This is a genomic window from Mitsuaria sp. RG (genome assembly GCF_028369275.1).
In the GTDB taxonomy this organism is placed as follows: domain Bacteria; phylum Pseudomonadota; class Gammaproteobacteria; order Pseudomonadales; family Pseudomonadaceae; genus Aquipseudomonas; species Aquipseudomonas peradeniyensis.
The window spans coordinates 1-23,982 of the sequence record NZ_JAQMYQ010000032.1 but is presented as its reverse complement, the minus strand read 5'-3'; the positions used below and the strand labels follow the sequence as shown (position 1 = coordinate 23,982).

23 protein-coding genes are annotated in these 23,982 nt (G+C 64.8%); 12 read left to right on the top strand and 11 right to left on the bottom strand.

Annotated elements, in window-relative coordinates:
- Positions 1-60: 60 nt before the first annotated feature.
- From POF53_RS17815 to POF53_RS17800, 4 genes are all read right to left on the bottom strand, one after another.
- On the bottom strand, positions 61-1,029 hold the full coding sequence (locus tag POF53_RS17815) for a DUF1615 domain-containing protein (RefSeq protein WP_498968766.1): 969 nt from the start codon (positions 1,027-1,029) through the stop codon (positions 61-63).
- A gap of 110 nt (positions 1,030-1,139) precedes the next feature.
- On the bottom strand, positions 1,140-1,691 hold the full coding sequence (locus tag POF53_RS17810; RefSeq protein ID WP_498968764.1) for a hydrolase: 552 nt from the start codon (positions 1,689-1,691) through the stop codon (positions 1,140-1,142).
- Between the two features lie 947 nt (positions 1,692-2,638).
- A complete protein-coding gene (locus POF53_RS17805) occupies positions 2,639-3,109 on the bottom strand; it encodes an OsmC family protein (RefSeq protein WP_232855502.1) in 471 nt (156 codons plus the stop codon).
- Between the two features lie 32 nt (positions 3,110-3,141).
- Positions 3,142-3,894, bottom strand: coding sequence for a methyltransferase domain-containing protein (locus POF53_RS17800; RefSeq protein WP_232855503.1), 753 nt, complete (start codon positions 3,892-3,894; stop codon positions 3,142-3,144).
- Between the two features lie 258 nt (positions 3,895-4,152).
- On the opposite strand from POF53_RS17800, the gene POF53_RS17795 reads away from it, so the two are divergent.
- The 3 genes from POF53_RS17795 (at position 4,153) to POF53_RS17785 (ending at position 6,834) form a co-directional block, all read left to right on the top strand.
- The gene (locus tag POF53_RS17795; protein WP_232855504.1) at positions 4,153-4,821 is read left to right on the top strand and encodes a class I SAM-dependent methyltransferase; all 669 of its coding nucleotides are present in this window, start codon (positions 4,153-4,155) and stop codon (positions 4,819-4,821) included.
- A 303-nt stretch (positions 4,822-5,124) separates the two neighbouring features.
- Positions 5,125-6,429, top strand: coding sequence for an MFS transporter (locus POF53_RS17790; protein WP_232855505.1), 1,305 nt, complete (start codon positions 5,125-5,127; stop codon positions 6,427-6,429).
- A gap of 93 nt (positions 6,430-6,522) precedes the next feature.
- Positions 6,523-6,834 (top strand): hypothetical protein, encoded by a 312-nt coding sequence (locus POF53_RS17785; RefSeq protein ID WP_203652415.1) that lies wholly within the window; start codon positions 6,523-6,525, stop codon positions 6,832-6,834.
- Between the two features lie 213 nt (positions 6,835-7,047).
- Here POF53_RS17785 and POF53_RS17780 read toward each other — a convergent pair whose 3' ends face one another.
- Complete coding sequence (locus tag POF53_RS17780) at positions 7,048-7,980, bottom strand: LysR family transcriptional regulator (protein WP_232855506.1); 933 nt, start codon at positions 7,978-7,980, stop codon at positions 7,048-7,050.
- A gap of 115 nt (positions 7,981-8,095) precedes the next feature.
- On the opposite strand from POF53_RS17780, the gene POF53_RS17775 reads away from it, so the two are divergent.
- Positions 8,096-8,341, top strand: coding sequence for a DUF2790 domain-containing protein (locus POF53_RS17775; RefSeq protein ID WP_110738166.1), 246 nt, complete (start codon positions 8,096-8,098; stop codon positions 8,339-8,341).
- 99 nt (positions 8,342-8,440) lie between these two features.
- Positions 8,441-9,745 (top strand): MFS transporter, encoded by a 1,305-nt coding sequence (locus POF53_RS17770; RefSeq protein WP_232855507.1) that lies wholly within the window; start codon positions 8,441-8,443, stop codon positions 9,743-9,745.
- 192 nt (positions 9,746-9,937) lie between these two features.
- Here the strand turns inward: POF53_RS17770 and POF53_RS17765 are convergent, their stop codons facing one another.
- Positions 9,938-10,633, bottom strand: a complete 696-nt coding sequence (locus POF53_RS17765) for a tRNA (adenine(22)-N(1))-methyltransferase (RefSeq protein ID WP_332880049.1) — start codon at positions 10,631-10,633, stop codon at positions 9,938-9,940.
- Between the two features lie 169 nt (positions 10,634-10,802).
- Here POF53_RS17765 and POF53_RS17760 point away from each other — a divergent pair, with 169 nt between their 5' ends.
- On the top strand, positions 10,803-11,183 hold the full coding sequence (locus tag POF53_RS17760; RefSeq protein WP_232855509.1) for a RidA family protein: 381 nt from the start codon (positions 10,803-10,805) through the stop codon (positions 11,181-11,183).
- 37 nt (positions 11,184-11,220) lie between these two features.
- Here POF53_RS17760 and POF53_RS17755 read toward each other — a convergent pair whose 3' ends face one another.
- Complete coding sequence (locus POF53_RS17755) at positions 11,221-12,078, bottom strand: RHS repeat-associated core domain-containing protein (RefSeq protein ID WP_232855510.1); 858 nt, start codon at positions 12,076-12,078, stop codon at positions 11,221-11,223.
- 235 nt (positions 12,079-12,313) lie between these two features.
- Here POF53_RS17755 and POF53_RS17750 point away from each other — a divergent pair, with 235 nt between their 5' ends.
- Both POF53_RS17750 and POF53_RS17745 read left to right on the top strand, forming a co-directional pair.
- Entirely contained in the window at positions 12,314-14,314 is a 2,001-nt protein-coding gene (locus tag POF53_RS17750) for a peptidase U32 family protein (protein ID WP_232855511.1), read from the top strand.
- Positions 14,315-14,397: 83 nt separating this feature from the next.
- Entirely contained in the window at positions 14,398-15,288 is an 891-nt protein-coding gene (locus tag POF53_RS17745) for a universal stress protein (protein WP_232855512.1), read from the top strand.
- 54 nt (positions 15,289-15,342) lie between these two features.
- On the opposite strand, the gene POF53_RS17740 is transcribed toward POF53_RS17745, so the two are convergent.
- From POF53_RS17740 to ptrR, 3 genes are all read right to left on the bottom strand, one after another.
- Complete coding sequence (locus tag POF53_RS17740; protein WP_203652407.1) at positions 15,343-15,864, bottom strand: acyloxyacyl hydrolase; 522 nt, start codon at positions 15,862-15,864, stop codon at positions 15,343-15,345.
- A 755-nt stretch (positions 15,865-16,619) separates the two neighbouring features.
- The gene (locus POF53_RS17735; RefSeq protein ID WP_203652406.1) at positions 16,620-17,063 is read right to left on the bottom strand and encodes a carboxypeptidase regulatory-like domain-containing protein; all 444 of its coding nucleotides are present in this window, start codon (positions 17,061-17,063) and stop codon (positions 16,620-16,622) included.
- Positions 17,064-17,151: 88 nt separating this feature from the next.
- Positions 17,152-18,033 carry a putrescine utilization regulator PtrR gene (gene ptrR, locus POF53_RS17730; RefSeq protein ID WP_189657320.1) on the bottom strand — a complete coding sequence of 294 codons (882 nt, stop codon included), beginning with the start codon at positions 18,031-18,033 and terminating at the stop codon, positions 17,152-17,154.
- Positions 18,034-18,132: 99 nt separating this feature from the next.
- On the opposite strand from ptrR, the gene POF53_RS17725 reads away from it, so the two are divergent.
- Positions 18,133-19,518: an aldehyde dehydrogenase family protein gene (locus tag POF53_RS17725; protein WP_232855513.1), complete on the top strand. Its 1,386-nt coding sequence runs from the start codon at positions 18,133-18,135 to the stop codon at positions 19,516-19,518.
- Between the two features lie 193 nt (positions 19,519-19,711).
- Here the strand turns inward: POF53_RS17725 and POF53_RS17720 are convergent, their stop codons facing one another.
- Entirely contained in the window at positions 19,712-20,611 is a 900-nt protein-coding gene (locus tag POF53_RS17720; RefSeq protein WP_050705595.1) for a helix-turn-helix domain-containing protein, read from the bottom strand.
- A gap of 164 nt (positions 20,612-20,775) precedes the next feature.
- Between POF53_RS17720 and POF53_RS17715 the strand changes: the two genes are divergently transcribed.
- The 3 genes from POF53_RS17715 to POF53_RS17705 form a co-directional block, all read left to right on the top strand.
- A complete protein-coding gene (locus tag POF53_RS17715) occupies positions 20,776-22,134 on the top strand; it encodes a glutamine synthetase family protein (protein WP_028689491.1) in 1,359 nt (452 codons plus the stop codon).
- Positions 22,135-22,288: 154 nt separating this feature from the next.
- Entirely contained in the window at positions 22,289-23,377 is a 1,089-nt protein-coding gene (locus POF53_RS17710; RefSeq protein WP_203652404.1) for a polyamine ABC transporter substrate-binding protein, read from the top strand.
- Positions 23,378-23,390: 13 nt separating this feature from the next.
- A partial coding sequence (locus tag POF53_RS17705) for an NAD(P)/FAD-dependent oxidoreductase (protein WP_498968754.1) occupies positions 23,391-23,982 on the top strand: 592 nt, incomplete at its 3' end.

Here is a 23,982-nt window from a genome sequence, read left to right as displayed (position 1 = left end):
AAGCCGCTCCCACAGGCCCCGACTAAATCAATGAGTCATGTTCAATACCATAGGACCACCTCAGCGTTTCATGCACCGCTGATACCGCTCATCCACCCTGCCGGCAAACCACGCCGTGGTCAGCTTGCGGGTGATCTTCGGGCTCTTCAGCTCGATCCCCGGCAAAACCGCACGTGGCAACGCCTTGCCCGCCTTCGCTTCGGCCAGGGCGAACACCCCGCGATACAGCGTGGTGTCCTCCAGTTCCAGGCCATTCTCCTTCTCCAGCTGAGCCCTGATCTGCGGATTGCGCAACCCCAGCTTCGTCCCCAGCTTGCGCGCCGCCTGCTCGGTGGTGCCGGGCAGTATGGCGCCGGGGGCGATCAGGTCGCCATCGAGCGCCAGCGCCACCCCGCTCGCCCGGCTCAAGGCCGCCTGGAACGCCGCATTGCGACTGGCGTACCAGCCCGCGTTGAAGTCGGCGAAGCGGTACAGTTGGCGTTCATAGTGGGTGGGGTAGCCGAGCAGGTGGGCGATGCCGAAGTACATCCCGCCACGGCGGCTGAACACCTCCTGGCGGATGCTGCCCGAGTGGTCGTAGGGATAGCCCTTGGCGTGCCGCTCGGCGAAGTCCACGCTGACCTGCATCGGCCCGCCGGTGCGCACCGGGTTCAACCCGCCCAGCAGCGAGCGCCCCAGCGGCAGGCCGCCGATCACCTCGTCGTACAGGGCACTGAGCTGCTTCTCGCTGCGCACGGCGAGCAGCCGTTGCTGGTAGGTCTTGCCGTTGGCCGAGGGCGTGCTCAGGGCGCTATCGACCAGCAGCCGGGGCACATGCAGGCGCGCCGCCCGGCGGTCGATCTCCTCCCGGGCGATGCGTCCCAGGTTTGGCACCTGCGGGTCGGCGTTGAAGGTGGATTCCTGCTCGGTCACCGCCAGCACCGCGCACAGGTTGCTCTTGCTCGGGCTGATGCCCTGGGCCTGGAACGCCACCTGGATATCCTCGGCCCAGCCCTGGCGGTCCTTGACCTGGGCCGGCAGCAGGCGCACGAGCTGGGCGCGAACCTTGGCCGGGTCGGCCTCGGCGGCTTCCTCACGTCGCCCGGCGCAACCCTGGAGCAGGCCCAGGGTCAGCAGCGCGGTGGTCAGCAGGCGGGCGTTCAGGGCTGTTCACCGACCAGGTAGGTCTTGCTGATCTGGCGGAACAGCGGGTGGCTGGAGCTGCCCAGCAACTCGAACAGCACCATCTCGCGGGTGACCACCTGCGCCCCGGCATCACGCATGCGCGCCAGGCCCGCAGCCTTGCTCTGTGGGGTGCGGCTGTCGCAGGCGTCCTCGACCACGAACACCTGCTTGCCCAGGGTGCGCAGGCCGAGCACGGTCTGCAGCACGCAGACGTGGGTCTCCATGCCGCAGACGATTACCTGTTCGCGTTCAAGCAGGCTGTTGGGCAGGCATTCGGCGGCTACGCAGGAGAAGTGCAGTTTTTCGACGATCTCGGCGGCTGGCGCTGCGGCCTTGAGGGCGGCCAGGGTGTGGCCCAGGCCCTTGGGGTACTGCTCGGAGATCACCGTGGGGAGTTTTAGTTCGGCGGTTGCCGCGAGCAGCCAGCGGGCGCGGGCTGTGGTGCCTTCGGGGTCGCTCATGGCGCCTATCAGTTTTTCCTGGATGTCGATGACCAGCAGCGTGGCCTTGCGGGGATCGATCAGCATTGGTGGTCTCTTGGTTTGGGGGAAAGGGTAGCCTTACCCAGGCGGGGGGTGGCGTCAATCGGGGCTGGTGGTTTTAAAAGTGGAACCGGTGACTGCTGGCATCTCAATTAAATGCGCCTATAGTTTTGAGGTTTGTTTTTATCTTTGCATGCGCATTCATTGGCGATGGTGACGCATCGTCACCTTTCCGCCCTTACGGCGGGTCCCTTTTTGAAGGATCAAAAAGGAACCAAAAAATCCTCGCTCCATCATCCGGCCCCTACGCTTCGCTCCGGGGTTCCCTCGCTCCGTTCTTGCTCCCGGGAGGACCGCGCTGAACGCCCCATCCTGGGGCGCAGCGCTTGACGGCCATCCATGGCCGTCACCTCCCTCCGCAAGAACTCCGCTCGGCCTCCTGAAGTCGCAATTGGTGTTGCCTGAGCTATCGCGCGCTTAGAAGCAAGAGCAAGAGCAAGAAATGCGAAGTCAGTTGTTTTACAGTTAGTTATGTATTGGCTTTTCCGGCCCTTTCGCGGGGCAAGCCCGCTCCTACAGGGATTTATATAACGGCGACTATCGTGTAGGAGCGGGCTTGCCCCGCGATGCGATCGAGAGATTAATTAAGCTCCAACTAGCGACAGCTGCGCCAGTCCAGGCGCCGCTCGTAACTTCGCGACTTCAGGAGGCCGAACGGAGGTCTTGCGGAGGGAGGTGACGGGCATGGATGCCCGTCAAGCGCTGGGGCCCAGGATGGGCCCTGCAGCGCGGTCCTCCCGGGAGCAAGGCCGGAGTGAGGGAACCCGGAGCGAAGCGGAGGGCCGGATGAATGGAGCGAGGCGGCTTTGGTTACTTTGGCCAAGACCAAAGTAACCCGCCGTAAGGGCGGAAAGGTGAATAAGCGTCAACATCGCAAATGAATGCGCATACAGCTCTCTAAACAATCAACAATCAATAACCGCACCAAAGCCTCACCCAGAAACCACCGGCTCACACCGCACTTCAGTCTTCACCGAATTGGCAATAAAACACTCTTCATGCGCCAGATGATGCAACCGCTCCAGTTGCTTAAAGTCAGGCCTCCGCTCCCCGGAAAATTCAACCAAAGGCCGCAAGGTGACCACGGTCATGGCCATCCGCCCAGCCCCATCAAGCGCCATTTCCCCCAGGGCATCATCAACATACCGCTCGACACAAAACCGCTGCTTGGCCGCCAACGACAGGAACCACAGCATATGGCAACTCGACAACGCCGCGACGAACGCCTCCTCCGGGTCCACCGCCGAGGCATCCGACATCGGCAAGGGCACCACATGGGGCGAGGACGAGCCCGGCACCTCCACCCCACCATCAAAACGCCACAAATGCCGCCTGCTGTAGCGGTTACCGAGAAAATCCTGCCCGTCACGATTCCAGGTCACTTGTGCGGTGTACTGCGCCATCCGATACCTCCTTGATCAAATAAACACATTGTTCAGCGCTTGCGCGCACAGATGCCAAAGGCCATGTCGCCTATATAGACGCCCCGGGACTGAAGCCGCTCGGCCTCCAGCCGCGCGTGCAGCGTATCGATCCCGACCTGCCTGGCCGTAGCCACGCCATGGCTGATGATCCGCGGCAGGCAGGCACGAATGATATCGGCCAGGGGATAGGCGCTGTCGGGCGTCTGCACCAGGCCTTCGGCCCGCAGGTCCTCGACCGCCAGCCCCGCCTCGCTGAACAGTCGATGCAGGTTGAAACCGATATGCAGATCAGCCCCCTCATGGGCCAGCATGCGTTGCAGCCACTGCTGGGCCTTGCGATGCAACGCAAAGGGTTCCAGGCTGGCCGGGGTCAGGCTGCTGTCGTGTTCCTGAAAGACCATCAGCCCACCTGGCAACAGATGCCGGGCCAGCAGACGCAAAGCCTTGACCGGCTCCGCCTGGTACATCAGCACCCGCCGCCCGACGATGGCATCGAACAACCCCAGGGACTCGGGCAGTGCCTGCAGGTCAGCCTGGACGAACTCAGGTATCGCCGCGCCCTTGGGTGTCTCACGAGAACGTGCAAGCTCCAGGGCATCAGCCGCCTGGTCAACGCCAACCACCGCGCCATCGCCGTCCACCAGGCGAGCCAGCAGCCAGCTCACATCACCGCTGCCACACCCGACGTCAAGCACGCGCATGCCCGGGCCGATACCGGCCTCGACCAGCAGGCGCGTGGTGAAATCCGCTTTCGCAAGTGCCATGCCATGCTCCTTCGCAGGTGCGCCAGTGTGCAGAGCAAAGCCCCCCGGACACAAGACTGGCCTATGCTGGTGTGGTGTTTCACAAATAACGACCATAACTCGCGACACTTTTTGCGCTCATGCGGCGTTGTCGCTACTCGCCGTAGCTGGGCTACGACTCGTCGCGACGACTTGCCTGAGCGCAAAAATCGCTCGCGATTTATTGGTCGTATTTGCAAACCATCACACCAGAACCACCCGCCCTTATCGGACCCGAGCATGCCCACCACCGATCCCCTGCTGGACAGCTGGCAGCACAACGCCCAGGCCTGGATCGAAGCCGTACGCTCCGGCACCATCGCCTCCCGCCGCGAGGTCACCGACCAGGCGATACTGTTGGCCGTGCTGGGCCGTCAGCCTGCGCGGGTGCTCGACCTGGGTTGCGGCGAGGGCTGGTTGCTGCGTGCCCTGGCGGCACGGGGCATCGACACGGTCGGCGTGGATGGCGATGCGACGCTGGTCGCCGCCGCGCACTCGGCGGGCTCGCCCCAAGTACACCTGGCCAGCTACCAGCAGCTGGCCGAAGGTGCGGTGGACATCGGCCATGGCTATGACCTGGTGTGCGCCAACTTCGCCCTGCTGCAACAGGACATCATCCCCCTGCTCTGCGCCATGCGGACCTTGCTGCTGCCCGACGGCACGCTGCTGATCCAGACCCTGCACCCGTGGACGGCGGCTGCCGGCCACTACCAGGACGGCTGGCGCGAGGAATCGTTTGCCGGATTCACCGGTGACTGGCGCCCCATGCCCTGGTACTTCCGCACCCTGGGCAGTTGGCTGAAGGCGCTGGAGCTGGCCGGGTTCGGCCTGCTGGAGTTACAGGAGCCGCAACATCCGCAGAGCCAGGTACCACAATCCCTGCTGCTGGCGGCACAGAGGCTGGACTGACGCCCCTGCGGCCACTCGTCGCAGCCTTTTCCTACTTGGCAAATCCTGCACAGGCCTTAAAATCCCGCCTCCTTTTCGCCCGTCGCCCCAGCCGGTGGCAACCGCCCGCAAAGACAGCGTCCGTGCCTCATCACATCGCGCATGTGCCACAGGCTCAACCGCCCCCGCCCGACCTGCCTGCATCAGGTCCGCGGTTGAATCTTGCCAAGGTCGCAGCCCGCCCAGGCCGTACTGCACGCCGCCACGACCCGGCCCGTGCAGCCGAAAAGGTGCATCTGAGCTCTTTTCAACCTTGAGGTAACTATGTCTGTGCGTTTGCTGGCGATGGCGCTGGCACCCCTGCTCGGCCTGTTCATCATTGCCCTGGGCAATGGCGTGCTGTCTTCCCTGACCACCCTGCGCCTGGGCGCCGCCGGCGAATCGGCGACCACCATCGGCGTGGTGTCCTCGGCCTACTTCATCGGCCTGACCCTGGGGGCGATCTTCAACGACCGCCTGATCCTGCGCATCGGCCATATCCGCGCCTACAGCAGCTTCGCCGCGCTGATCGGCGCGACCATCCTGCTGCAGGGCCTGTTCTACGACACCACCTGGTGGTTCGCCCTGCGCCTGATCAACGGCTGGGCCGCGGTCGGGGTGTTCCTGGTGATCGAGAGCTGGCTGCTGCTGGCCGGCGACGCCAAGATCCGCGGACGCCTGCTGGCGCTGTACATGATTGCCTTCTACGGCGCCGGGGTGATCGCCCAGGCCGGCCTGGGCGAGGTTACCGGCTGGGGCGACACCGCGCCGTTCATGGTCGCCGGCATGCTCGCCACGCTGTCGGTGCTGCCGATCGTGATCCTGCCACGGGTGTCGCCGCTGCTGGATCAGGTCGAGCCGCTCAAGCCACGGCAGTTGCTGGGCGTGGCACCGACCGGGCTGGTCGGCTGCTTCGGCTCGGGGGTCGCCATCGCCGGCATCTACGCCCTGCTGCCGCTGTACCTGCAGCGCATCGGCCTGGATGTGGGCAAGGTCGGCGACATGATGGCCTGGGTCATTCTTGGCGCCATGCTGCTGCAGTACCCGGTCGGGCGCTGGTCGGACCGCAAGGACCGCCAGGACGTGCTGATCGCCCTGGCCGCCCTGTGCACCGTGCTGTCGGTGCTGATCGTGCTGCTGCCGGCCGACACCGTGCTGCTGCCGGCGCTGCTGTTCCTGCTCGGCGGCGGCGTGTTCGCCCTGTATCCGGTGGCCGTCAGCAGCGCCGCCGACCGCGCCCCGGCCGATGCGCTGGTGCCGATGATCCAGGGGCTGCTGCTGATCAACTCGCTGGGCTCGGCCATGGCGCCGCTGGCCATTTCGCCGATGATGACCGCTTACGGCGAGGCTGGACTGTTCTGGGCCTTCGCGGTGATCAACCTGGCCATGGTCGGCTTCTTCCTCTGGCGTCGTGGCAAGCGCCCGGCACCGGAGCACCCGGCGCCGTTCGCGCCGACCGCGACCTTCTCGCCGACCGGCGCGGAACTGCGGGTGACCGAGGACCTGATGCACGCGGCCCAGGAGCACCCGACGCTGGAGGCAATGGACGCCACGCACGGCCAGCAGTCGCCGCGTCCCGACGCCCACTGAAAGCCCGCGCCAAGAACCGCCCGTCGCTTGACGGGCACCTTGGCGCCACCGTGGCAGCCCAACGATGACAGGTCATTCGACAGGAGATTCATCATGGTCAATCCACGCCCCCTCGCATTGATGCTGGCGCTGCTGCTCGGTGGCGGCGCCACCCTCAGCCTCGCCGCGACCGACATGAACGATGGCAACGGTCACAGCGGACAGGCCACGGACCAAGGCAAGACCGCCGGTGAAGACGGCAGCATCAACAACCCCGGTGGCAGCAAGGACAACGACAGCAGTGACACCGGCAGCGATTCCGATGCTGCCGACGGCGCTGCCGGAGGCTCCAACAGCACCGGTGAAGCCACAGGCTCCGGGGCCGGGGCGTCAGGTGGCAGTGCCGAGGATCAGGACAGCCGTTGACAAGGTGATGATAATTGGCGTCCGACTTGGATTTGCCGGGGCTGCTTTGCAGCCCTTTCGCGGCACAAGGCCGCTCCTACAGGCGACCGCATGATCCTGTAGGAGCGGCCTTGTGCCGCGAAAGGGTCGCAAAGCGACCCCAGCAATCCTGAGTTGGAGCGGTCATATGCAAAAATTGCAAAAACCTTGAAAGGACTTGCCCCGCGATATGCGTCAACGCCAGTAGCGAGGCTCATCCACCACCCGCTGGTGCTCGGCAAACAGCAACGGCAACTGCTCCTTGAGAAAGTCCAGCCAGGTACGCACCTTGGCATCCAGGTAATGCCGCGACGGATAGATCGCATAGATCTCGCGCTGGCGCAGCCGGTGCGGCGCCAGCAGCCGGCACAGGCGCCCCTCCTCCATGGCCTGGCTCGCCGAGTAGTACGGCAGCAGCCCCACGCCCATGCCCAGTTCGGTGGCCTTGAGCATGGCGTCGGCGACGTTGGTGAGGAAGGTGTCCTGGGGCACGATCACACAGTTGTCGGGATGGCCCTCGAACGACCAGTCCTCCTCGAACAGCGGGTCGACCGTGCGCAGGCAGACGTGGTCGTGCAAATCCTCAGGCCGCTCGGGCACGCCGTGGCGGGCCAGGTACTCCGGGGAGGCACAGAGGATGCTGTGGATGCTGCCCAGCGGGATGGCGATCAGTTGCGAGTCCGGCAGGCCCTGGCCGATGGTGATCACCACATCGTGCCCCTCGGCCAGCGGGTCGGGGTTGCGCTGCGACAGGGTCAGTTCCATCACCACTTCCGGGCAGGTGGCGTTGTAGCGTGCCACCAGCGGCATCATCAGCAACCCCAGGCCATGGGTGCAATGGAAACGCAGGTGGCCGCGAGGCGTGAGGTGGGCGCCACGGGCCTCGTCCACCGCCTCCTCGGTGAGCAGCATGATCTGCCGGGTGCGCTCGAGAAACCGCTCCCCCGCCTCGCTCATGCGCAGGCGCCGGGTGGTGCGGTGCAGCAGGCGGGTCTGCAACTGGTTCTCCAGCTCCGCGACGATCCGCGACACCTGCGCCGCAGAGATATCCAGGGCCTGGGCCGCCGCGGCGAAGCTGCCGCACTCCACTACCCGGGCGAAGGTTCGCATCGCATGCAGCATGTCCATGGGCAGGCAGCCTCATTCATACATGAAAGGCAGCAATCTATCACGTGATAGCCCATTTATTGTGAAACACAAATGAATGGATCATTAGCTATCCGCAATAAATGAGGAGCCTGTCATGAAACGTTCGATCGCCCTGCTTGCCCTGAGCGCCACCCTCGCCTCGTTTGGCGCACTGGCCGACACCACTGCCAGCACCTACGAATACGGCATGCCGCTGGACATCGCCAAGGTCATCTCGATCACCCCGGCCAGCAATGACGCCGACTGCCAGGTGGGCACCGCGCACATGGTCTACGTCGACCACCAGGGCCAGACCCGCGAAGTCGACTATCGCCAGATGGGCAACTGCTCGCAGCTGTAAGCCCTGGGAAAAATACCAGCCATCTTGCTGAAAGTGCATTTGCCCGCCCGCGACACCGCCGCATGATCTGCCGGGACAACAACAAGAACGTCCCGGACCATGAATACGATAGAAACCTCCACGGCCACGTCCGTGCGCGCCTGCGACGCCACCCATGCCCGCATCACCTGGCGGCTGATGCCGCTGCTGCTGGTGTGCTACCTGTTCGCCCATCTGGATCGCATCAACATCGGCTTCGCCAAGATGCAGATGAGCGCCGACCTGGGCTTTTCCGACACGGTCTACGGCCTGGGCGCCGGCCTGTTCTTCATCGCCTACGCGCTGTTCGGCGTGCCCAGCAACCTGGCGCTGGAGCGGATCGGGCCGCGCCGCTGGATCGCCACCCTGATGGTGGTCTGGGGCCTGTTGTCCACCGGCATGATGTGGGTGCAGGACGCCGCCGGTTTCTATGCCCTGCGGTTTCTTTTGGGGGTGGCTGAAGCGGGTTTCTTCCCCGGCATCCTCGTGGTGCTCAACCGCTGGTACCCGGCCCGGCGCCGCGCCCAGGTCACCGCGCTGTTCGCCATTGCCGTGCCCTTGGCCGGCGTGGTCGGCGGGCCGTTGTCCGGCGGCATTCTCCAGGCCTTCCACGACCAGGGCGGCCTGCGCGGTTGGCAATGGATGTTCCTGATCGAGGGCCTGCCAGTGGTGCTGCTCGGACTGGTGGTGCTCAAGTGCCTGCCGGACAGCTTCGAGCAGGTCGCCTGGCTCGACGCCGGGCAGAAGCGGGCGCTGCGCGAGGAGATGGCCGGCGAGGAGCGGCACAAGCCGATCAGCTCGCTGCGCGGCCTGCTCGGCGACCCGCAGGTCTGGCTGCTGGTGGCGGTGTATTGCGCGGTGATGCTGGCGGTCAACACCCTGGCTTTCTGGATGCCCAGTCTGATCCACGGCGCCGGTATCGGCAGCGATGGCCAGGTCGGCCTGCTCAGCGCCATCCCCTATCTGGCCGGATGCCTGTTCATGCTCGGTTGCGGGCGCTCCTCGGATCGCCAGCGCGAACGCCGCTGGCACCTGTGCGTGCCGCTGCTGATGGCCGCCGCCGGCATCGCCCTGGCCGGGTCGGCGCCGGGCAATGCCTTGCTGGTAATGACCGGGCTGGTGATCGCCGGCATGGGCGCCAGCGCCGCGCTGCCGATGTTCTGGCAACTGCCGCCGGCGTTCCTGGCAAGTGACACCCAGGCCGCCGGTATCGCCATGATCAGCTCGTTCGGCAGCATTGCCTCGTTCGCCGCGCCCTACCTGATCGGCTGGATGCGCGACAGCACCGCCAACCCTGGCCTGGCCCTGCAGGTGCTGGCCGTGGCCATCGTCTTCGGTGGCATGTTGGTGCTGAAGGTGCCGGCCAGCGTGGTCAACCCGAAATGAATGGGCTCAGGCCTGATGCCAGTCAGTAAAGCCAATTGGGGTCGCTCCGCGCCCCTTCGCGGGTAAAGCCGCTCCCACAAGTACAGCGCTCTATTCAGCGTTTGCGCGATCCTGTGGGAGCGGGTTTACCCGCGAAGGGTTGCAAAGCAGCCCCAATAACTACGATGAAGCACTAACTGACTGGCATTAGGCTCAGGCCAGCAATTCGCGGATCCAGCCGGCCTGGCGGGTGATGTCGCGCACCTTGTCCTCGGGCACCGGCTGGCGTGCCCGGGCGAAGTTGTCCAGGCTCTGCTGCTTCTGGCGCAGCATGCGCTGCCACTTGAACAGGAAAGCCGGGCTGCGTGCCTGCATCAGCAGCGGGCCGAAGTACAGCTGCTCGGCCGTATAGGCGACCGCCTCGGCACGTTCGGCGACGATGATTTCGTAGTCGAAGCGGTTTTCCCGCAGCACTTCCTCGCCGACGATCCGGTAGCCGTTGTCCATCAGCCACTGGCGCAACGCCGGCTCGCCGCCGTTGGGTTGCAGGACCAGGCGCTCGTGCCCGCCCAGATGCTGCTTGCCAGCCTCGAGAATGTCGCGAATGGTCTCGCCGCCCATGCCGCAGATACTGATCGCGGTGACGCCATCGCCCGGCTCGATCGCCGCAAGGCCACTCGCATGACGCACGGTGATGCGATCCTCCAGGCCGTTCTCGCGCACCGTGCGCCGTGCGGCCTCGTAGGGCGTGAGCGCCACCTCGCCGGCCACCGCTGCGGCAATCGCACCGCGGCGCACCAGCGCCACTGGCAGGTAGCCATGGTCCGAGCCGATATCGGCCAACCGCGCCCCGGTCGGCACATGGGCGGCCACGCGCTCCAGACGCATGGACAATGTGTGTTCGTTCAACGCAAGCCTCTTCTGACAACCTAGGCCCGGCGCCTGTGGCCGGGTCGGGGCGCGATTCTGACCGCCCGCGCCGCGCATTTCAAATGCCCGCGACCGGCCGCCACGCCTCGACCTGCTTGACCCGCTCGCGTAGGCTTGGCGGTTTCCTTCCGTTGCAAGGCGAAACCCCATGGCTAACAGCGACATCATCTACACCCCCGACCCGGACGCCGACTCGATCTCCTCGGACGTTGCCGAGTACAACGGCGTCCTGGTCAGCACCCAGATCCCCGTGCAGGCCGACGGCAGCCTCGAACTGGGCGACATCACCACCCAATGCGAATGTACCTTGCAGGCGCTCAAGGTCGCCCTGGAACGGGCCGGCAGTTCGATGGACCGGGTGCTGCACCTGACCATCTACCTGACCGACATGGCCGACCGGGCGGCGTTCAACGAGGTGTACCAGCGGTTCTTCAAAAAGCCGTGGCCAGTGCGCGCGGCGGTGGGCGTGGCTTCGCTGGCGGTCGAGGGGATGCGTGTGGAAGTGACGGCGATGGCGGCAAAAGGCTGATTGGTCGCTCAAGGGCCGCACCTATAATGCGGCCCTTTTAGGATTCACTACCCGGTATGTTCTGGAAACTTCCGTATGACGTCTGCTCACTCATACTGCGCACTAGTGTATTGGTTTGAGTTGCTACCCACTCAGCTGCACGTTGCGAGGCTTGTTCAGTGCGAGATACTGTAACGACCTCCACTAGACTGTCATCCATACCTTCGAAGCTCCTCATTAAGAACTCCAACTTCTTGTCAATTTCAGCGCCATTATTACCGATTATTCGGTCGTGTGCTTTGGAACCAATAGTCAAAACTGTCACTGCACCTCCCGCAGCAACATCAGTGTACTTCGCCCCAGACCAACTAGCCGGCACAGTGTAGAAATATGCAGCCGCCGCCACGCCTCCAATCGCCGCCATACTGCTTGATACGGCGCCCTTAATGCGGTCACTTTTTTCCCAAGGAAGGACTTTTGGCCCTGCCGGAACTCCATTTTCCGTTAATATCCTCTGAAGCGCCTCGACCCTACTTAACTTTGATGCCATTTCAATATGATTAAAGAACTTCTCTGCCCCCCATCCACCTAAGGCCACGGCTGAAATCGCAAAGCCCAACCGGGTCTCATCCTTACCGTTTTGATCATAAAAATTTACAGGATCCCCATGGCAATAGGCATAGGCATTAATACCTCCCATACCAAAAGGACTCAACCGATCAGGTGAGTTGAACCGCATCACGAACGGGCTGAAGGTCCGATGCCCATTCCCCAAATGATAATGACCCGTCAACTGATCACGAGCCTGGCCGCAATAAGCCAACACGGCTCCCCGCTTGTCGGAATGTCCTCCATAGGGCGTATAGGCCCTGGCCGGACCGGAGCCACCCAATACCGATCGCTGCTGATCGACCATGGCCAACGAACATGTGGATGTCATGGCAATACCTTTTGCCAGGAAATGGTGGCCATGAGGCTATCACCGTTACCTGGCCCGCAAAACTGGCAAAAATGTCAGTCGCCACCTCTTCTCCAAGGGTTAACAAGCTCCTGACCGTCGTTCCGGGCAAGTTCATCGGTTATGGGATGCCCCCGCCCCGATTCACCGCTACAATGCCCGCCTTACCGTGACAGCCCGAACCTATAACGACATGTCCCTTCCAAAGCACCACCTGGAACTGCTCAGCCCTGCCCGTGACGTGAGCATCGCCCGCGAGGCGATCCTGCATGGCGCCGACGCCATCTACATCGGCGGCCCGAGCTTCGGCGCGCGCCACAACGCCTGCAACGAAGTCAGCGATATCGCCGAACTGGTAGAGTTCGCCCGGCACTATCATGCCCGCGTCTTCACCACCATCAACACCATCCTCCACGACAACGAGCTGGAGCCTGCCCGCAAGCTGATCCACCAGCTGTACGACGCCGGTGTCGATGCGCTGATCGTGCAGGATCTGGGGGTGATGGAACTGGATATCCCGCCGATCGAGTTGCACGCCAGCACCCAGACCGACATCCGTACCCTGGAGCGGGCCAAGTTCCTTGACCAGGCCGGGTTCTCCCAGCTGGTGCTGGCCCGCGAGCTGAACCTGCAGCAGATCCGCAGCATTGCCGCCGAGACCGACGCGGCCATCGAGTTCTTCATCCATGGTGCGCTGTGCGTGGCCTTCTCCGGCCAGTGCAACATCTCCCACGCCCAGACCGGTCGCAGCGCCAACCGTGGCGACTGCTCCCAGGCCTGCCGCCTGCCCTACACCCTCAAGGACGACCAGGGCCGCGTGGTGGCCTTCGAGAAGCACCTGCTGTCGATGAAGGACAACAACCAGACCGCCAACCTGCGCGACCTGGTCGATGCCGGCGTGCGCTCGTTCAAGATCGAGGGTCGCTACAAGGACGTGGGCTATGTGAAGAACATCACCGCCCACTACCGCAAGGAACTCGACGCCATCCTCGAGGACCGTCCTGAACTGGCCCGCGCCTCGAGCGGGCGTACCGAGCACTTCTTCGTGCCGGACCCGGACAAGACCTTCCACCGTGGCAGCACCGACTACTTCGTCAGTGATCGCAAGATCGACATCGGCGCCTTTGACTCGCCGACCTTCACCGGCCTGCCGGTGGGCGTGGTGGAGAAAGTCGGCAAACGCGACCTGCTGGTGGCCACCGATGTCCCGCTGACCAACGGCGACGGCCTCAACGTGCTGGTCAAGCGCGAGGTCGTGGGTTTCCGCGCCAACATCGCCGAGCTGAAAAGCGAATCCGAGGAAGACGGCCAGAAACGCTACCGCTACCGCGTCGAGCCCAACGAGATGCCCGAGGGCCTGTACAAGCTGCGCCCCAACCACCCGCTGTCGCGCAACCTCGACCACAACTGGCAGCAGGCGCTGCAGCGCACCTCCGCCGAGCGTCGGGTCGGTGTCGAGTGGCATGCGGTACTGCGCGAACAGCGCCTGATGCTCACCCTCAGCAGTGAAGAGGGTGTCAGTGTGCAAGTGGCCCTCGACGGGCCGTTCGGTGCCGCCAACAAGCCACAGCAGGCCCTGGACCAACTGCACGACCTGCTTGGTCAGCTGGGGACCACGATGTACCACGCCACGGCCATCGAGCTCGATGCACCACAGGCTTACTTCATCCCCAACTCGCAGCTCAAGGCCCTGCGCCGCGAAGCCATCGAGGCGCTGACCGCAGCACGGATCCAGGCGCACCCACGGGGCGGACGCAAGGCCGAGACCACGCCACCGCCGGTGTACCCCGAGTCGCACCTGTCGTTCCTGGCCAACGTCTACAACCAGAAGGCCCGCGACTTCTACCACCGCCACGGCGTGCAGCTGATCGACGCCGCCTACGAGGCCCATGAGGAGCACGGCGAAGTGCCGGTGATGATCACCAAGCACTGCCTGCGCTTCTCCTTCAACCTGTGCCCCAAGCAGGCCAAGGGCGTAACCGGCGTGCGCACCAAGGTGGCGCCGATGCAGCTGATCCAGGGCGATGAAGTGCTGACCCTGAAGTTCGACTGCAAGCCTTGCGAGATGCACGTGATCGGCAAGATGAAGAGCCACATCATCGACCTGCCGACCCCGGGCAGCGCGGTGGCCCAGGTAGTCGGGCACATCAGCCCGGAAGACCTGCTCAAGACCATCCCGCGCGCGCCGCACTGAAAGACGACCCGCCGTCGCTGCGCAGGATTTCACCGGCGGCGGGTCTAGACTGAACAGGGGGCTGCCACACGTGGAGGTGTGAGATGAGCCAGTTCAAGCGATTGTTGGTCATGCTCGGCCCGCAGATGCGCCATACGCCTGCCCTGCAGCGCGCCGCGGCGCTGGCCGAATCCAGCGGGGCCCTGCTGGACCTCAATGTCTTCGTCGACGATGTCGACACTTTCGGCCTGATGAGCGACAGCCGCGAGCGCGAACGCCTGCTCGAGGACAACCGCCAGTGGCTGGCCGACGAGGCCGAGCGACTGCGCAACGCCGGCCTGGATGTCTCCACCGAACTGCTGCTGACCCGCGATCCATTGAGCAGCGTGCTGGAGCAGATCGAGCGCCTGGGCTGCGACCTGCTGGTCAAGGACGTGCAGCACGAACCCATCCTCAAGCGCCTGCTGGTCACCCCTTTGGACTGGCAACTGCTCAAGGACAGCCCGGTGGCGGTGCACCTGGTCAGCGACATCCGCCTGCCCCTGCCCCGACAGATCGCCGCAGCGGTCGACCTCAACAGCCATGGCAGCGGCGAGCATCTGGACGACCAGGTGATCCGCAGCGCCCACGCCCTGGCCCTGCAGTGCAATGCCGAGCTGCACCTGTTGCACGTGTGTGATGCGACCAGGACCCATATCGCCGACTTCGGCGCCGGCACCGTGACCATGCCCGGGTTCGACACCAGCGTGCGCACGGCCCAGCGCACGGCATTCAACCGCTTGGGCGACCACTACCAGATTGACCTGGAGCGTCGTCACTTCCTCGAAGGCCCGGCGGTCAAGGCGATCACCCAGTACATCGCCGCCCACCGGGTGGATGTGATCGTCATGGGCAACCACCGGCACGATGCCTTGCAGGCGTTTCTCGGCGGCACCACGGCGCATGTGCTGGAGCACCCGCTGTGCAATGTGCTGGCGATCAAGGCGGTGCGTTGAGGCAGCATCGCGGGGCAAGCCCGCTCCCACGCTGCGGGAGCGGGTTTGTTCGGTTCAGAACCCTTTGCTATAGAACAGCGAGTACGACTCGATCCCATCGTTAGGCTGCTTCAGCCCAGCGTTGGAATAGTGCATCGCACGGATGCCAACCTTCTGCTCCGCCGGCAGTTTCAGGCCAAAACCGATCCGGTCCTCGAAGTTCACCGACGAGCCCAGGCGCTGGTCGCCCACGTCGGTCTTGGAGAATGCCGCCAGGCCGATACCGGCCTCGATGAACGGGGTGTAAGTGAAACCACTGAACTCATAGACGAACACCGGGCTGAACGACAGCGAGTGAGCGCCGCTGGCCTCGCCGCCTTCCCAGTAGGTGTAGGCCGCGTCCCAGTAACCGGTCAGGTGGCCGGTGCTGCTTTCCAGCCATTTCTTGTCCCAGTCGAACGACATCCCGATACGGTAGGTCATGTCGCCCTGGCCAGTGGCGCCGACGGCACCGGACACCTGGGCGGCCTGGGCCAGGTTGGCGCCGGCGAATGCCAGCACAGCGGCAGCCAACGTAGTGGCGAGACGGGTCTTCATCAAATGACTTCTCCTGATGGTCTTCACGGGCAGGCGCGCGACCTGGCGCGTGCCTGCGGGCAAGTGGGGGCTGCGCCCCTCGTTGTGCACCAGCGCCCCGGCACATCCAACCGGGTTACAAGTGGTAATACTTCCTCGATTATTGTCCGAATGCTCTGAAAGTGAAAAGTGATTTGCCACTATTGGCTAAGGACACTGCGTTCCATTCAAGGGTTCATTCGTCTTGGTGTTCGCCGCGAAGGCTCCTGCGCCTATGAGATCGAGCGCCGCCCGCGCGGCGCATCGCGGCACAAGGCCGCTCCTACATCTGTTTCGGGCCAGTGAGTCCTGTAAGGGTACCGCTGCCCGCTTTGGCGCATGTCTTGAGCCATGTGGAGCGGCGGTAGCGACCACGCTGAAACCGCGTCGTACCAACAGAGCGGACCAGGTAATGGCACAGGAGAAATGGGCCCGAAACAAATGTGGGAGCAACTGTCTTGCTCAATTTTTAGAATCTGGCGCGATCCCTGTGGGAGCGGGTTTACCCGCGAAGCAGGCGACGCGGTGCCTGGCACCGGCTGCGCCGGTGTTCGCGGCTGAAGCCGCTCCCACAGCGACCGCGCGGCCCTCAAGCCACGCGCTATGCCTGTGTGAGCGGCCTTGTGCCGCGCGGGCGGCGCTCGATCTCACAGGCGCTGCCAGCCTGACGGCGGACACGTGGTAGCCCTCAATCGGTCTATCGCCTGGCGCCCAAAAGACCTTGAAAGGGCTGGCCCTCAGCGCCAGTTCAGATCAACCCGCGCCGGCGCCTTGCCATCCACCGTCACCTGCTGTTGCACGGTACGGCCATCGGCATTGCCGATCACCCGGTAGTGCCCCGCAGGCAACTGCACGAAGATCAGCGGCCCGACGTCCTGCAGCGCCAGCACCGATTGCCCCTGGGCCGACTGGATATCCAGCGCGGCACCGCTCTGGAACTTGCCGTCCGGGCCGGTCGAGAGGGTGATGTGCAAGTCATAGCCGGGCGTGCGGCGCAGGGCATTGGCCTCGTCCTGGCCGATGCCGCCCTGCAGGTAACGGATGCCGTTCTGTTCCTGGGGCTGCAGCTGCACGCCTTGCGAATCGATGGGCGCGTTCAGGTCGGCGGCCGCCGCCAATGTCCAGGGCATGGCCAAGGCCAGCAACAGCGCCGCGCACAGGCCGTAATGATGGGTACACATGGTGCATTCCTCCCGCTTGGGGGATGGTCTACACAATTTGGAGGATTTTCCGAGGCTGGGGTTCGCATCCCGGCGCACCGTTAGTCCGTCAGGGCGTAGGCAGCTCTCGACGCTCTTCCAGCAGCTTGATGAACATGCTCAGGCTGCGCGACACCGTGCCCCGCCGCCACACCAGCCAGGTCTTCAGGTAGCGGAAGTCCTCGGCCATCGGCCAGGCACTGACCGTGCTGCACCCCGGCATGTTGTCGAGCATGCTGCGCGGCATCATCGCCAGGCCCGCGCCGGCACTGACGCAGGCCAGCATGCCGTGGTACGACTCCATCTCGTGAATCTTGCCCGGCACCGCCTGGTCATGGACGAACCAGCTCTCGAAATGGTGGCGGTACGAGCAGTTGGCACGAAACGCGTAGATGCTCGAACCGTTCACATCACGGGCACGGGTGACCGGTGGGTGGTTGAGCGGCGCGATGACCATCATCTCTTCTTCGAACACCGGCATGCCCTCGAGCGTCGGGTGCAGCACCGGGCCATCGACGAAGGCCGCCACCAGGCGCCCGGACAGCACGCCTTCGAGCATGGTCCCCGACGGGCCGGTGGAGAGGTCCAGGTCAACCTTGGGGTAGCGCTGGTTGTACGCCGCCAGCAAGGCCGGGATGCGTACCGCCGCCGTGCTTTCCAGCGAACCCAGGGCGAAGGTGCCCTGGGGATCCTCGCCCGCCACGGTCAGCCGCGCCTCATGCACCAGGTCAAGGATGCGCCGGGTGTACTCGAGGAAATTCCAGCCGGCCGGCGACAGGCGCAGGCGGCTTTTCTCGCGGATGAACAGCTCGACGCCCAGGTCCTCCTCCAGCTGCTTGATGCGGGTGGTCAGGTTCGACGGCACCCGATGGATCTGCTGGGCGGCGGCGCTGATGCTGCCGTGCTCGGCCACGGCCTTGAACATCTCGAGTTGCACCAGGTCCACGGTCATTCTCCAAACGTGAATGTTTCGCTCATTATTATTCAGTTTTCATTAAAGCACGCTACCCCTAGTCTGGGCTCACCCGATCAAAACAATGAGAGTCCTGCCATGAGCGAGATCAGCAGCCTGACCCACGCCATTTCCGTCGACCCCTACAGCGGCGAACGGATCGGCCACTACGCCTTCGACACCGACGCCGCACTGGACGCGGCGCTGCAACGCGCCAAGGCGGGCTACAACCAGTGGCGCAAAGTGTCGCTGGGGCAGCGCAGCGAGTATCTGGTCGCGCTCGGGCAAGCCCTGCAGGTCAACGCCGAGGCCTTCGCCCAGATGATCGCCCGCGAGATCGGCAAACCGATCAGCCAGGCCCGCGGCGAAGTCAACAAGTGTGTCGGCCTGTGCCAGTGGTACGCCGAACACGGCCCGGCCATGCTGGCGCCGGAGCCGACCCAGGTCGAAAAGGCCCGCATCGAATACCGCCCGCTGGGCCCGATCCTCGCCGTGATGCCGTGGAACTTCCCGGTCTGGCAGGTGCTGCGCGGCGCGGTACCGGCGCTGCTGGCGGGCAACACCTACGTGCTCAAGCACGCGCCCAACGTGATGGGCAGCGCCTATCTGCTGGCCGACCTGTTCAAGCGCGCCGGCCTGCCTGAAGGCGTGTTCGAGGTGCTCAACGTCACCCCCGAAGGCGTCACCCGCGCCATCAACGATCCGCGCATCGCCGCCATCACTCTTACCGGCAGCGTGCGCGCCGGCATGGCCATCGGCGCGCAGGCCGGCGCCGCACTGAAGAAGTGCGTGCTCGAACTGGGCGGTTCCGACCCGTTCATCGTGCTGGCCGACGCCGACCTCGATGCCGCGGTCAAGGCCGCCGTGATCGGCCGTTACCAGAACACCGGGCAGGTCTGCGCCGCCGCCAAGCGCCTGATCGTCGAGCAAAGCATCGTCGAAGCGTTCACCGAGAAGTTCGTCGCGGCCACCCGCGCGCTGACCATCGGCAACCCACTGGACGACGCCACCTACATCGGCCCGATGGCCCGCTACGACCTGCGCGACGAACTCGACGGCCAGGTCCAGGCAACCCTGGCCGAGGGCGCCACCCTGCTGCTGGGCGGCAGCAAGATCGAAGGCGTGGGCAACTTCTACGCGCCTACCGTGTTCGCCAACGTCACCCCGGACATGACCGCCTTCAAGCAAGAGCTGTTCGGCCCGGTGGCGGCGATCATCAGCGCCCGCGATGCAGACCACGCGGTGGAGCTGGCCAACGACAGTGAATTCGGCCTGGCCGCAACGATCTACACCGCTGACTATGCCTTGGCCGAGCGCATGACCGCGACTTTGGACACCGGTGGCGTGTTCATCAACGGCTACTGCGCCTCTGACCCTCGCGTGGCGTTCGGCGGTGTGAAGAAGAGCGGGTTCGGCCGTGAGCTGTCGCACTTCGGCGTGCGCGAGTTCACCAACGCCCAGACGGTGTGGCTGGACCGCAACTGACCCTCTGCCTCAAACCCTGCGCGATCCCTGTGTAGGAGCGGCCTTGTGCCGCGAACGGGGCGCGTAGCGCCCCCAGGGCCTGCGCCACAAGACAGATCGCCGGGGCCGCTCTGCGGCCCGTTCGCGGCACAAGGCCGCTCCTACACAGGAAGTTCGGCAACTGCCGGAAACCGCCCAAGCAGACCTTTCGTAATCAGTTTCCCCGACCACGCCTGAGCGTCTCGCTCGGCAGTTCGCGGAACAGCTGGCGGTAGCTTTCGGAAAACCGCCCCAGATGCCAGAACGACCAGCGCATAGCCACCTCGGCCACGGTCGCGTCGCCTGCCAGCAAGTCGCGCCGCGCGCCGTTCAGCCGCCGCAGGCGCAACCAGTGTGCCGGCGGCAGGTTGGTGAAGCCCTTGAAGGCTTGCTGCAACTGACGCACGGAAACCCCGGCGACCTTGGCCAGCTCCACCAGGTTGAGGGTCTCGTCGGGGCAGTCGGCGGCCCATTCGCTGACCCGGCGCATGATCGCCCGCTCCTCGTCGCGCCGTCCGAGCGCCTCGCCCTGCAGACGCTGCCCAGCGTTGTCGAGGATGAACAGGCAGTCCTCCAGCAACTGCTCGGCCAGCGCCCTGCCCTCCAGCGGGCAATCGGCCTGGCCCAGCCGGGTCAGGGTGGCGCTCAGCCAGTTGCCGAACAGGGCATTCTGCTGGCAGGTCAGCGGCACCATGAACAGGCCGCGCAGACGCTCCAGGTCAAGGCCATGGCTGGCCAGGAACGGCTGCTCGAACACCACCGCCACTTCCTGGTAGTTCTCCGGGGTGATCCAGATGTTGCGGCTGTCTTCGTTGAGCAGGTAGAGGCTGTTCTCGCTACGGTCGAAGCAGAACGCCAGGGCACCGCTGGGGGCGCGGAAGAACTGCTCGACCCGGGTGTTCAGGCGCTCCTCGTACACCTCGACGCCGTCGAGCCCCAGCCAGCGCAGCTGGCCGTTGAAATGCCCGGGGGACATCTGCCGGTACTGCTGCTGCCATCCAGGGGTGGCGCGGGTCTGTTCGGTCACGTCGGTGGTGCGGATGTCCTGGACCTGCAAGGCGGTTGGCGTTGTCACGCGCTGTCCTAGTTGCACTCTTTTGGTGCATTGATAGCTGAAGAAAGTGGATAGATCACCCCGGGGGGCAGCGACCAAGATAGTCCTCAGCGTCACCTGTGGGAAGTGCCCTGCGGCGATGAACGCCTTGCGTCCCACCACAACTACCCAACCAAGAGGTTTGTATGAACGCCCCCTTCGATCAGCTGTCCACCTGGCTGAAAGAACACCGGATCACCGAAGTCGAATGCGTGATCAGCGACCTGACCGGCATCGCCCGCGGCAAGATCGCCCCGACCGCCAAGTTCCTCCACGAGCGCGGCATGCGCCTGCCCGAGAGCGTGCTGCTGCAGACCGTCACCGGCGACTACGTCGATGACGACATCTACTACAGCCTGCTCGACGCCGCCGACATCGACATGGTCTGCCGCCCCGACCCCACGGCGGTGTACCAGATCCCCTGGGCCATCGAACCGACCGCGATCGTCATCCACGATACCTTCGACAAGCAGGGCAACCCCATCGAGCTGTCGCCGCGCAACGTGCTGAAGAAGGTCCTGAAACTCTACGCCGACAAGGGCTGGCAACCGATCGTCGCGCCGGAGATGGAGTTCTACCTCACCCAGCGCTGCGAAGACCCGGACCTGCCGTTGCAGGTGCCGCTGGGCCGCTCTGGGCGCGCCGAGAGTGGCCGCCAGTCGTTCTCCATCGACGCCGCCAACGAATTCGACCCGCTGTTCGAGGACGTCTACGACTGGTGCGAGATCCAGGGCCTGGACCTGGATACGCTGATCCACGAGGACGGCCCGGCGCAGATGGAGATCAACTTCCGTCATGGCGACGCCCTGGACCTGGCCGACCAGATCACCGTGTTCAAGCGCACGATGCGCGAGGCGGCGCTCAAGCACAACGTCACCGCCACCTTCATGGCCAAGCCGATCACCGACGAACCGGGCAGCGCCATGCACCTGCACCAGAGCGTGGTCGACATCGCCACCGGCAAGCCGATCTTCGCCAATGACGACGGCAGCATGAGCGAACTGTTCCTGCACCATATCGGCGGCCTGCAGAAGTACATCCCCAAGCTGCTGCCGATGTTCGCGCCGAACGTCAACTCGTTCCGCCGCTTCCTGCCCGACACCTCGGCGCCGGTGAACGTCGAATGGGGCGAGGAGAACCGCACCGCCGGGCTGCGCGTGCCAACGTCCAGCCCCGAAGCGATGCGCGTGGAGAACCGCCTGCCGGGTGCCGACGCCAACCCCTACCTGGCCATCGCCGCGAGCCTGTTGTGCGGTTACATCGGCATGGTCGAAAAACTGGAGCCCAGCGCCCCGGTGCAGGGCCGCGCCTACGAGCGACGCAACCTGCGCCTGCCGATCACCATCGAGGACGCACTGCAGCACATGGAAGACTGCGAGAAGGTCCAGCAGTACCTGGGGCAGCAGTTCGTCCAGGGCTACGTCGCGGTCAAGCGCGCCGAGCATGAGAACTTCAAGCGGGTGATCAGCTCGTGGGAGCGGGAGTTCCTGCTGCTGAGCGTTTAAGCCCCCTCGGGGGCGCTTTGCGCCCCTTTCGCGGCACAAGGCCGCTCCTACAGGGGCTGCGCGCGTTCAGTAGGAGCGGCCTTGTACCGCGAATGGGCTGCGCAGCAGCCCCTACACCACCGAATTCGAAGAACAAGACCAACGAGGTGTCGACATGCGTCATCCGCAAGCTTTGATCCCCGCAACCTTCGCCCTGCTGTTCGGCGCCGCCGTCCAGGCCCAGCCGACGGTCAGCGTGTACAACTGGACCGACTACATCGGTGACACCACCCTGGCTGATTTCCAGGCCAGCAGCGGGATCAAGGTGGTCTATGACGTGTTCGACTCCAACGAGACCCTGGAGGGCAAGCTGCTGGCCGGGCGCACCGGCTACGACGTGGTCGTGCCCTCCAACCATTTCCTCGCGCGCCAGGCCCAGGCCGGCGCGTTCCTGCCGCTGGACCGCAGCAAGCTGCCGAACTGGCAGCACCTGGACCCGCAACTGCTCAAGCAGCTGGAGCAGAACGATCCGGGCAACCAGTACGCCGTGCCGTACCTCTGGGGCACCAACGGCATCGGTTACAACGTCGACAAGGTCAAGGCGGTGCTGGGCATCGACCGGATTGACTCCTGGGCGGTGCTGTTCGAAGCCGAGAACCTGAAGAAGCTCAAGCAATGCGGCGTGGCGTTCATGGACTCGCCGGACGAACTGTTCCCGGCCATGCTCAACTACCTGGGCATGAACCCGCGCAGCGAGAAGGCCGACGACTACCGCAAGGCCGAGGCCCGCCTGCTGGAACTGCGCCCGTACATCACCTACTTCCACTCCTCCAAGTACGTCTCGGACCTGGCCAACGGCGACGTCTGCATTGCTTTCGGCTATTCCGGCGACGTGCTGCAGGCCGCCCACCGCGCCGAGGAGGCCGGCAATGGCGTCAAGGTCGCCTACAGCATTCCCAAGGAAGGCAGCAACCTGTGGTTCGACCTGCTGGCCATCCCCAAGGACGCCAAGAACCCCGAGCAGGCCCTGGCCTTCATCAACTACCTGCTCGACCCCAAGGTGATCGCCAAGGTCAGCGCCACGGTCGGCTACGCCAACGCCAACCCGGATGCCAAGGCCGACATGGACCCGGCGCTGGTGAACAACCCCGAGATCTACCCGCCCCAGGACGTGCTGGACAACCTGTATGTCTCGACCATGCAGAGCCCCGGGATCCTGCGGCAGATGACCCGCTCCTGGAGCAAGATCAAGTCCAACCGCTGAGCCGAGCCCGCCCATGCCACAGATGAACGAACACACCGCCTCCTACTACGCCGCCTCGGCGCGCCTGGCGGCCACCTACCCTGCGCTCGACCAGGACCTGCAGGCCGATGTCTGCGTGGTCGGCGGCGGCCTGACCGGGGTCAACGCCGCCCTCGAACTGGCTGAGCGCGGCCTCTCGGTGATCCTGCTGGAAGCCCGCCGCATCGGCTGGGGCGCCAGCGGGCGCAACGGCGGCCAGCTGATCCGCGGCATCGGCCATGACGTGTCCGGTTTCGCCCGTCACGTCGGCCAGGACGGCGTGCGCTACCTCAAGCAGGCCGGCATCGATTCGGTGGCGCTGGTGGCCCGGCGCATCGAACAGTACGGTATCGAATGCGACCTGCGCTGGGGCTTCTGCGAGCTGGCCAACACCCCCGCCCAGTTCGCCGCCTTCGAAGACGAGCAGCGCGACCTGGCCGAGCTGGGCTATCGCCACGAGACCCGCCTGGTCAACCCCGAACGCATGCGCGAGATCGTCGCCAGCGACCTGTACGCCGGCGGCCTGGTGGACATGGGCTCGGGCCACCTGCACCCGCTCGACCTGGTCCAGGGGGAGGCGCGCGCCG

Coding starts and splice junctions, on each gene's coding strand:
- POF53_RS17810 (WP_498968764.1), bottom strand. CDS start 1,691: ATGCTGATCGATCCCCGCAAGGCCACGCTGCTGGTCATCGACATCCAG.
- POF53_RS17805 (WP_232855502.1), bottom strand. CDS start 3,109: ATGGCGCAGTACACCGCACAAGTGACCTGGAATCGTGACGGGCAGGAT.
- POF53_RS17800 (WP_232855503.1), bottom strand. CDS start 3,894: ATGGCACTTGCGAAAGCGGATTTCACCACGCGCCTGCTGGTCGAGGCC.
- POF53_RS17795 (WP_232855504.1), top strand. CDS start 4,153: ATGCCCACCACCGATCCCCTGCTGGACAGCTGGCAGCACAACGCCCAG.
- POF53_RS17790 (WP_232855505.1), top strand. CDS start 5,125: ATGTCTGTGCGTTTGCTGGCGATGGCGCTGGCACCCCTGCTCGGCCTG.
- POF53_RS17785 (WP_203652415.1), top strand. CDS start 6,523: ATGGTCAATCCACGCCCCCTCGCATTGATGCTGGCGCTGCTGCTCGGT.
- POF53_RS17780 (WP_232855506.1), bottom strand. CDS start 7,980: ATGGACATGCTGCATGCGATGCGAACCTTCGCCCGGGTAGTGGAGTGC.
- POF53_RS17775 (WP_110738166.1), top strand. CDS start 8,096: ATGAAACGTTCGATCGCCCTGCTTGCCCTGAGCGCCACCCTCGCCTCG.
- POF53_RS17770 (WP_232855507.1), top strand. CDS start 8,441: ATGAATACGATAGAAACCTCCACGGCCACGTCCGTGCGCGCCTGCGAC.
- POF53_RS17760 (WP_232855509.1), top strand. CDS start 10,803: ATGGCTAACAGCGACATCATCTACACCCCCGACCCGGACGCCGACTCG.
- POF53_RS17755 (WP_232855510.1), bottom strand. CDS start 12,078: ATGGTCGATCAGCAGCGATCGGTATTGGGTGGCTCCGGTCCGGCCAGG.
- POF53_RS17750 (WP_232855511.1), top strand. CDS start 12,314: ATGTCCCTTCCAAAGCACCACCTGGAACTGCTCAGCCCTGCCCGTGAC.
- POF53_RS17745 (WP_232855512.1), top strand. CDS start 14,398: ATGAGCCAGTTCAAGCGATTGTTGGTCATGCTCGGCCCGCAGATGCGC.
- POF53_RS17740 (WP_203652407.1), bottom strand. CDS start 15,864: ATGAAGACCCGTCTCGCCACTACGTTGGCTGCCGCTGTGCTGGCATTC.
- POF53_RS17735 (WP_203652406.1), bottom strand. CDS start 17,063: ATGTGTACCCATCATTACGGCCTGTGCGCGGCGCTGTTGCTGGCCTTG.
- ptrR (WP_189657320.1), bottom strand. CDS start 18,033: ATGACCGTGGACCTGGTGCAACTCGAGATGTTCAAGGCCGTGGCCGAG.
- POF53_RS17725 (WP_232855513.1), top strand. CDS start 18,133: ATGAGCGAGATCAGCAGCCTGACCCACGCCATTTCCGTCGACCCCTAC.
- POF53_RS17715 (WP_028689491.1), top strand. CDS start 20,776: ATGAACGCCCCCTTCGATCAGCTGTCCACCTGGCTGAAAGAACACCGG.
- POF53_RS17710 (WP_203652404.1), top strand. CDS start 22,289: ATGCGTCATCCGCAAGCTTTGATCCCCGCAACCTTCGCCCTGCTGTTC.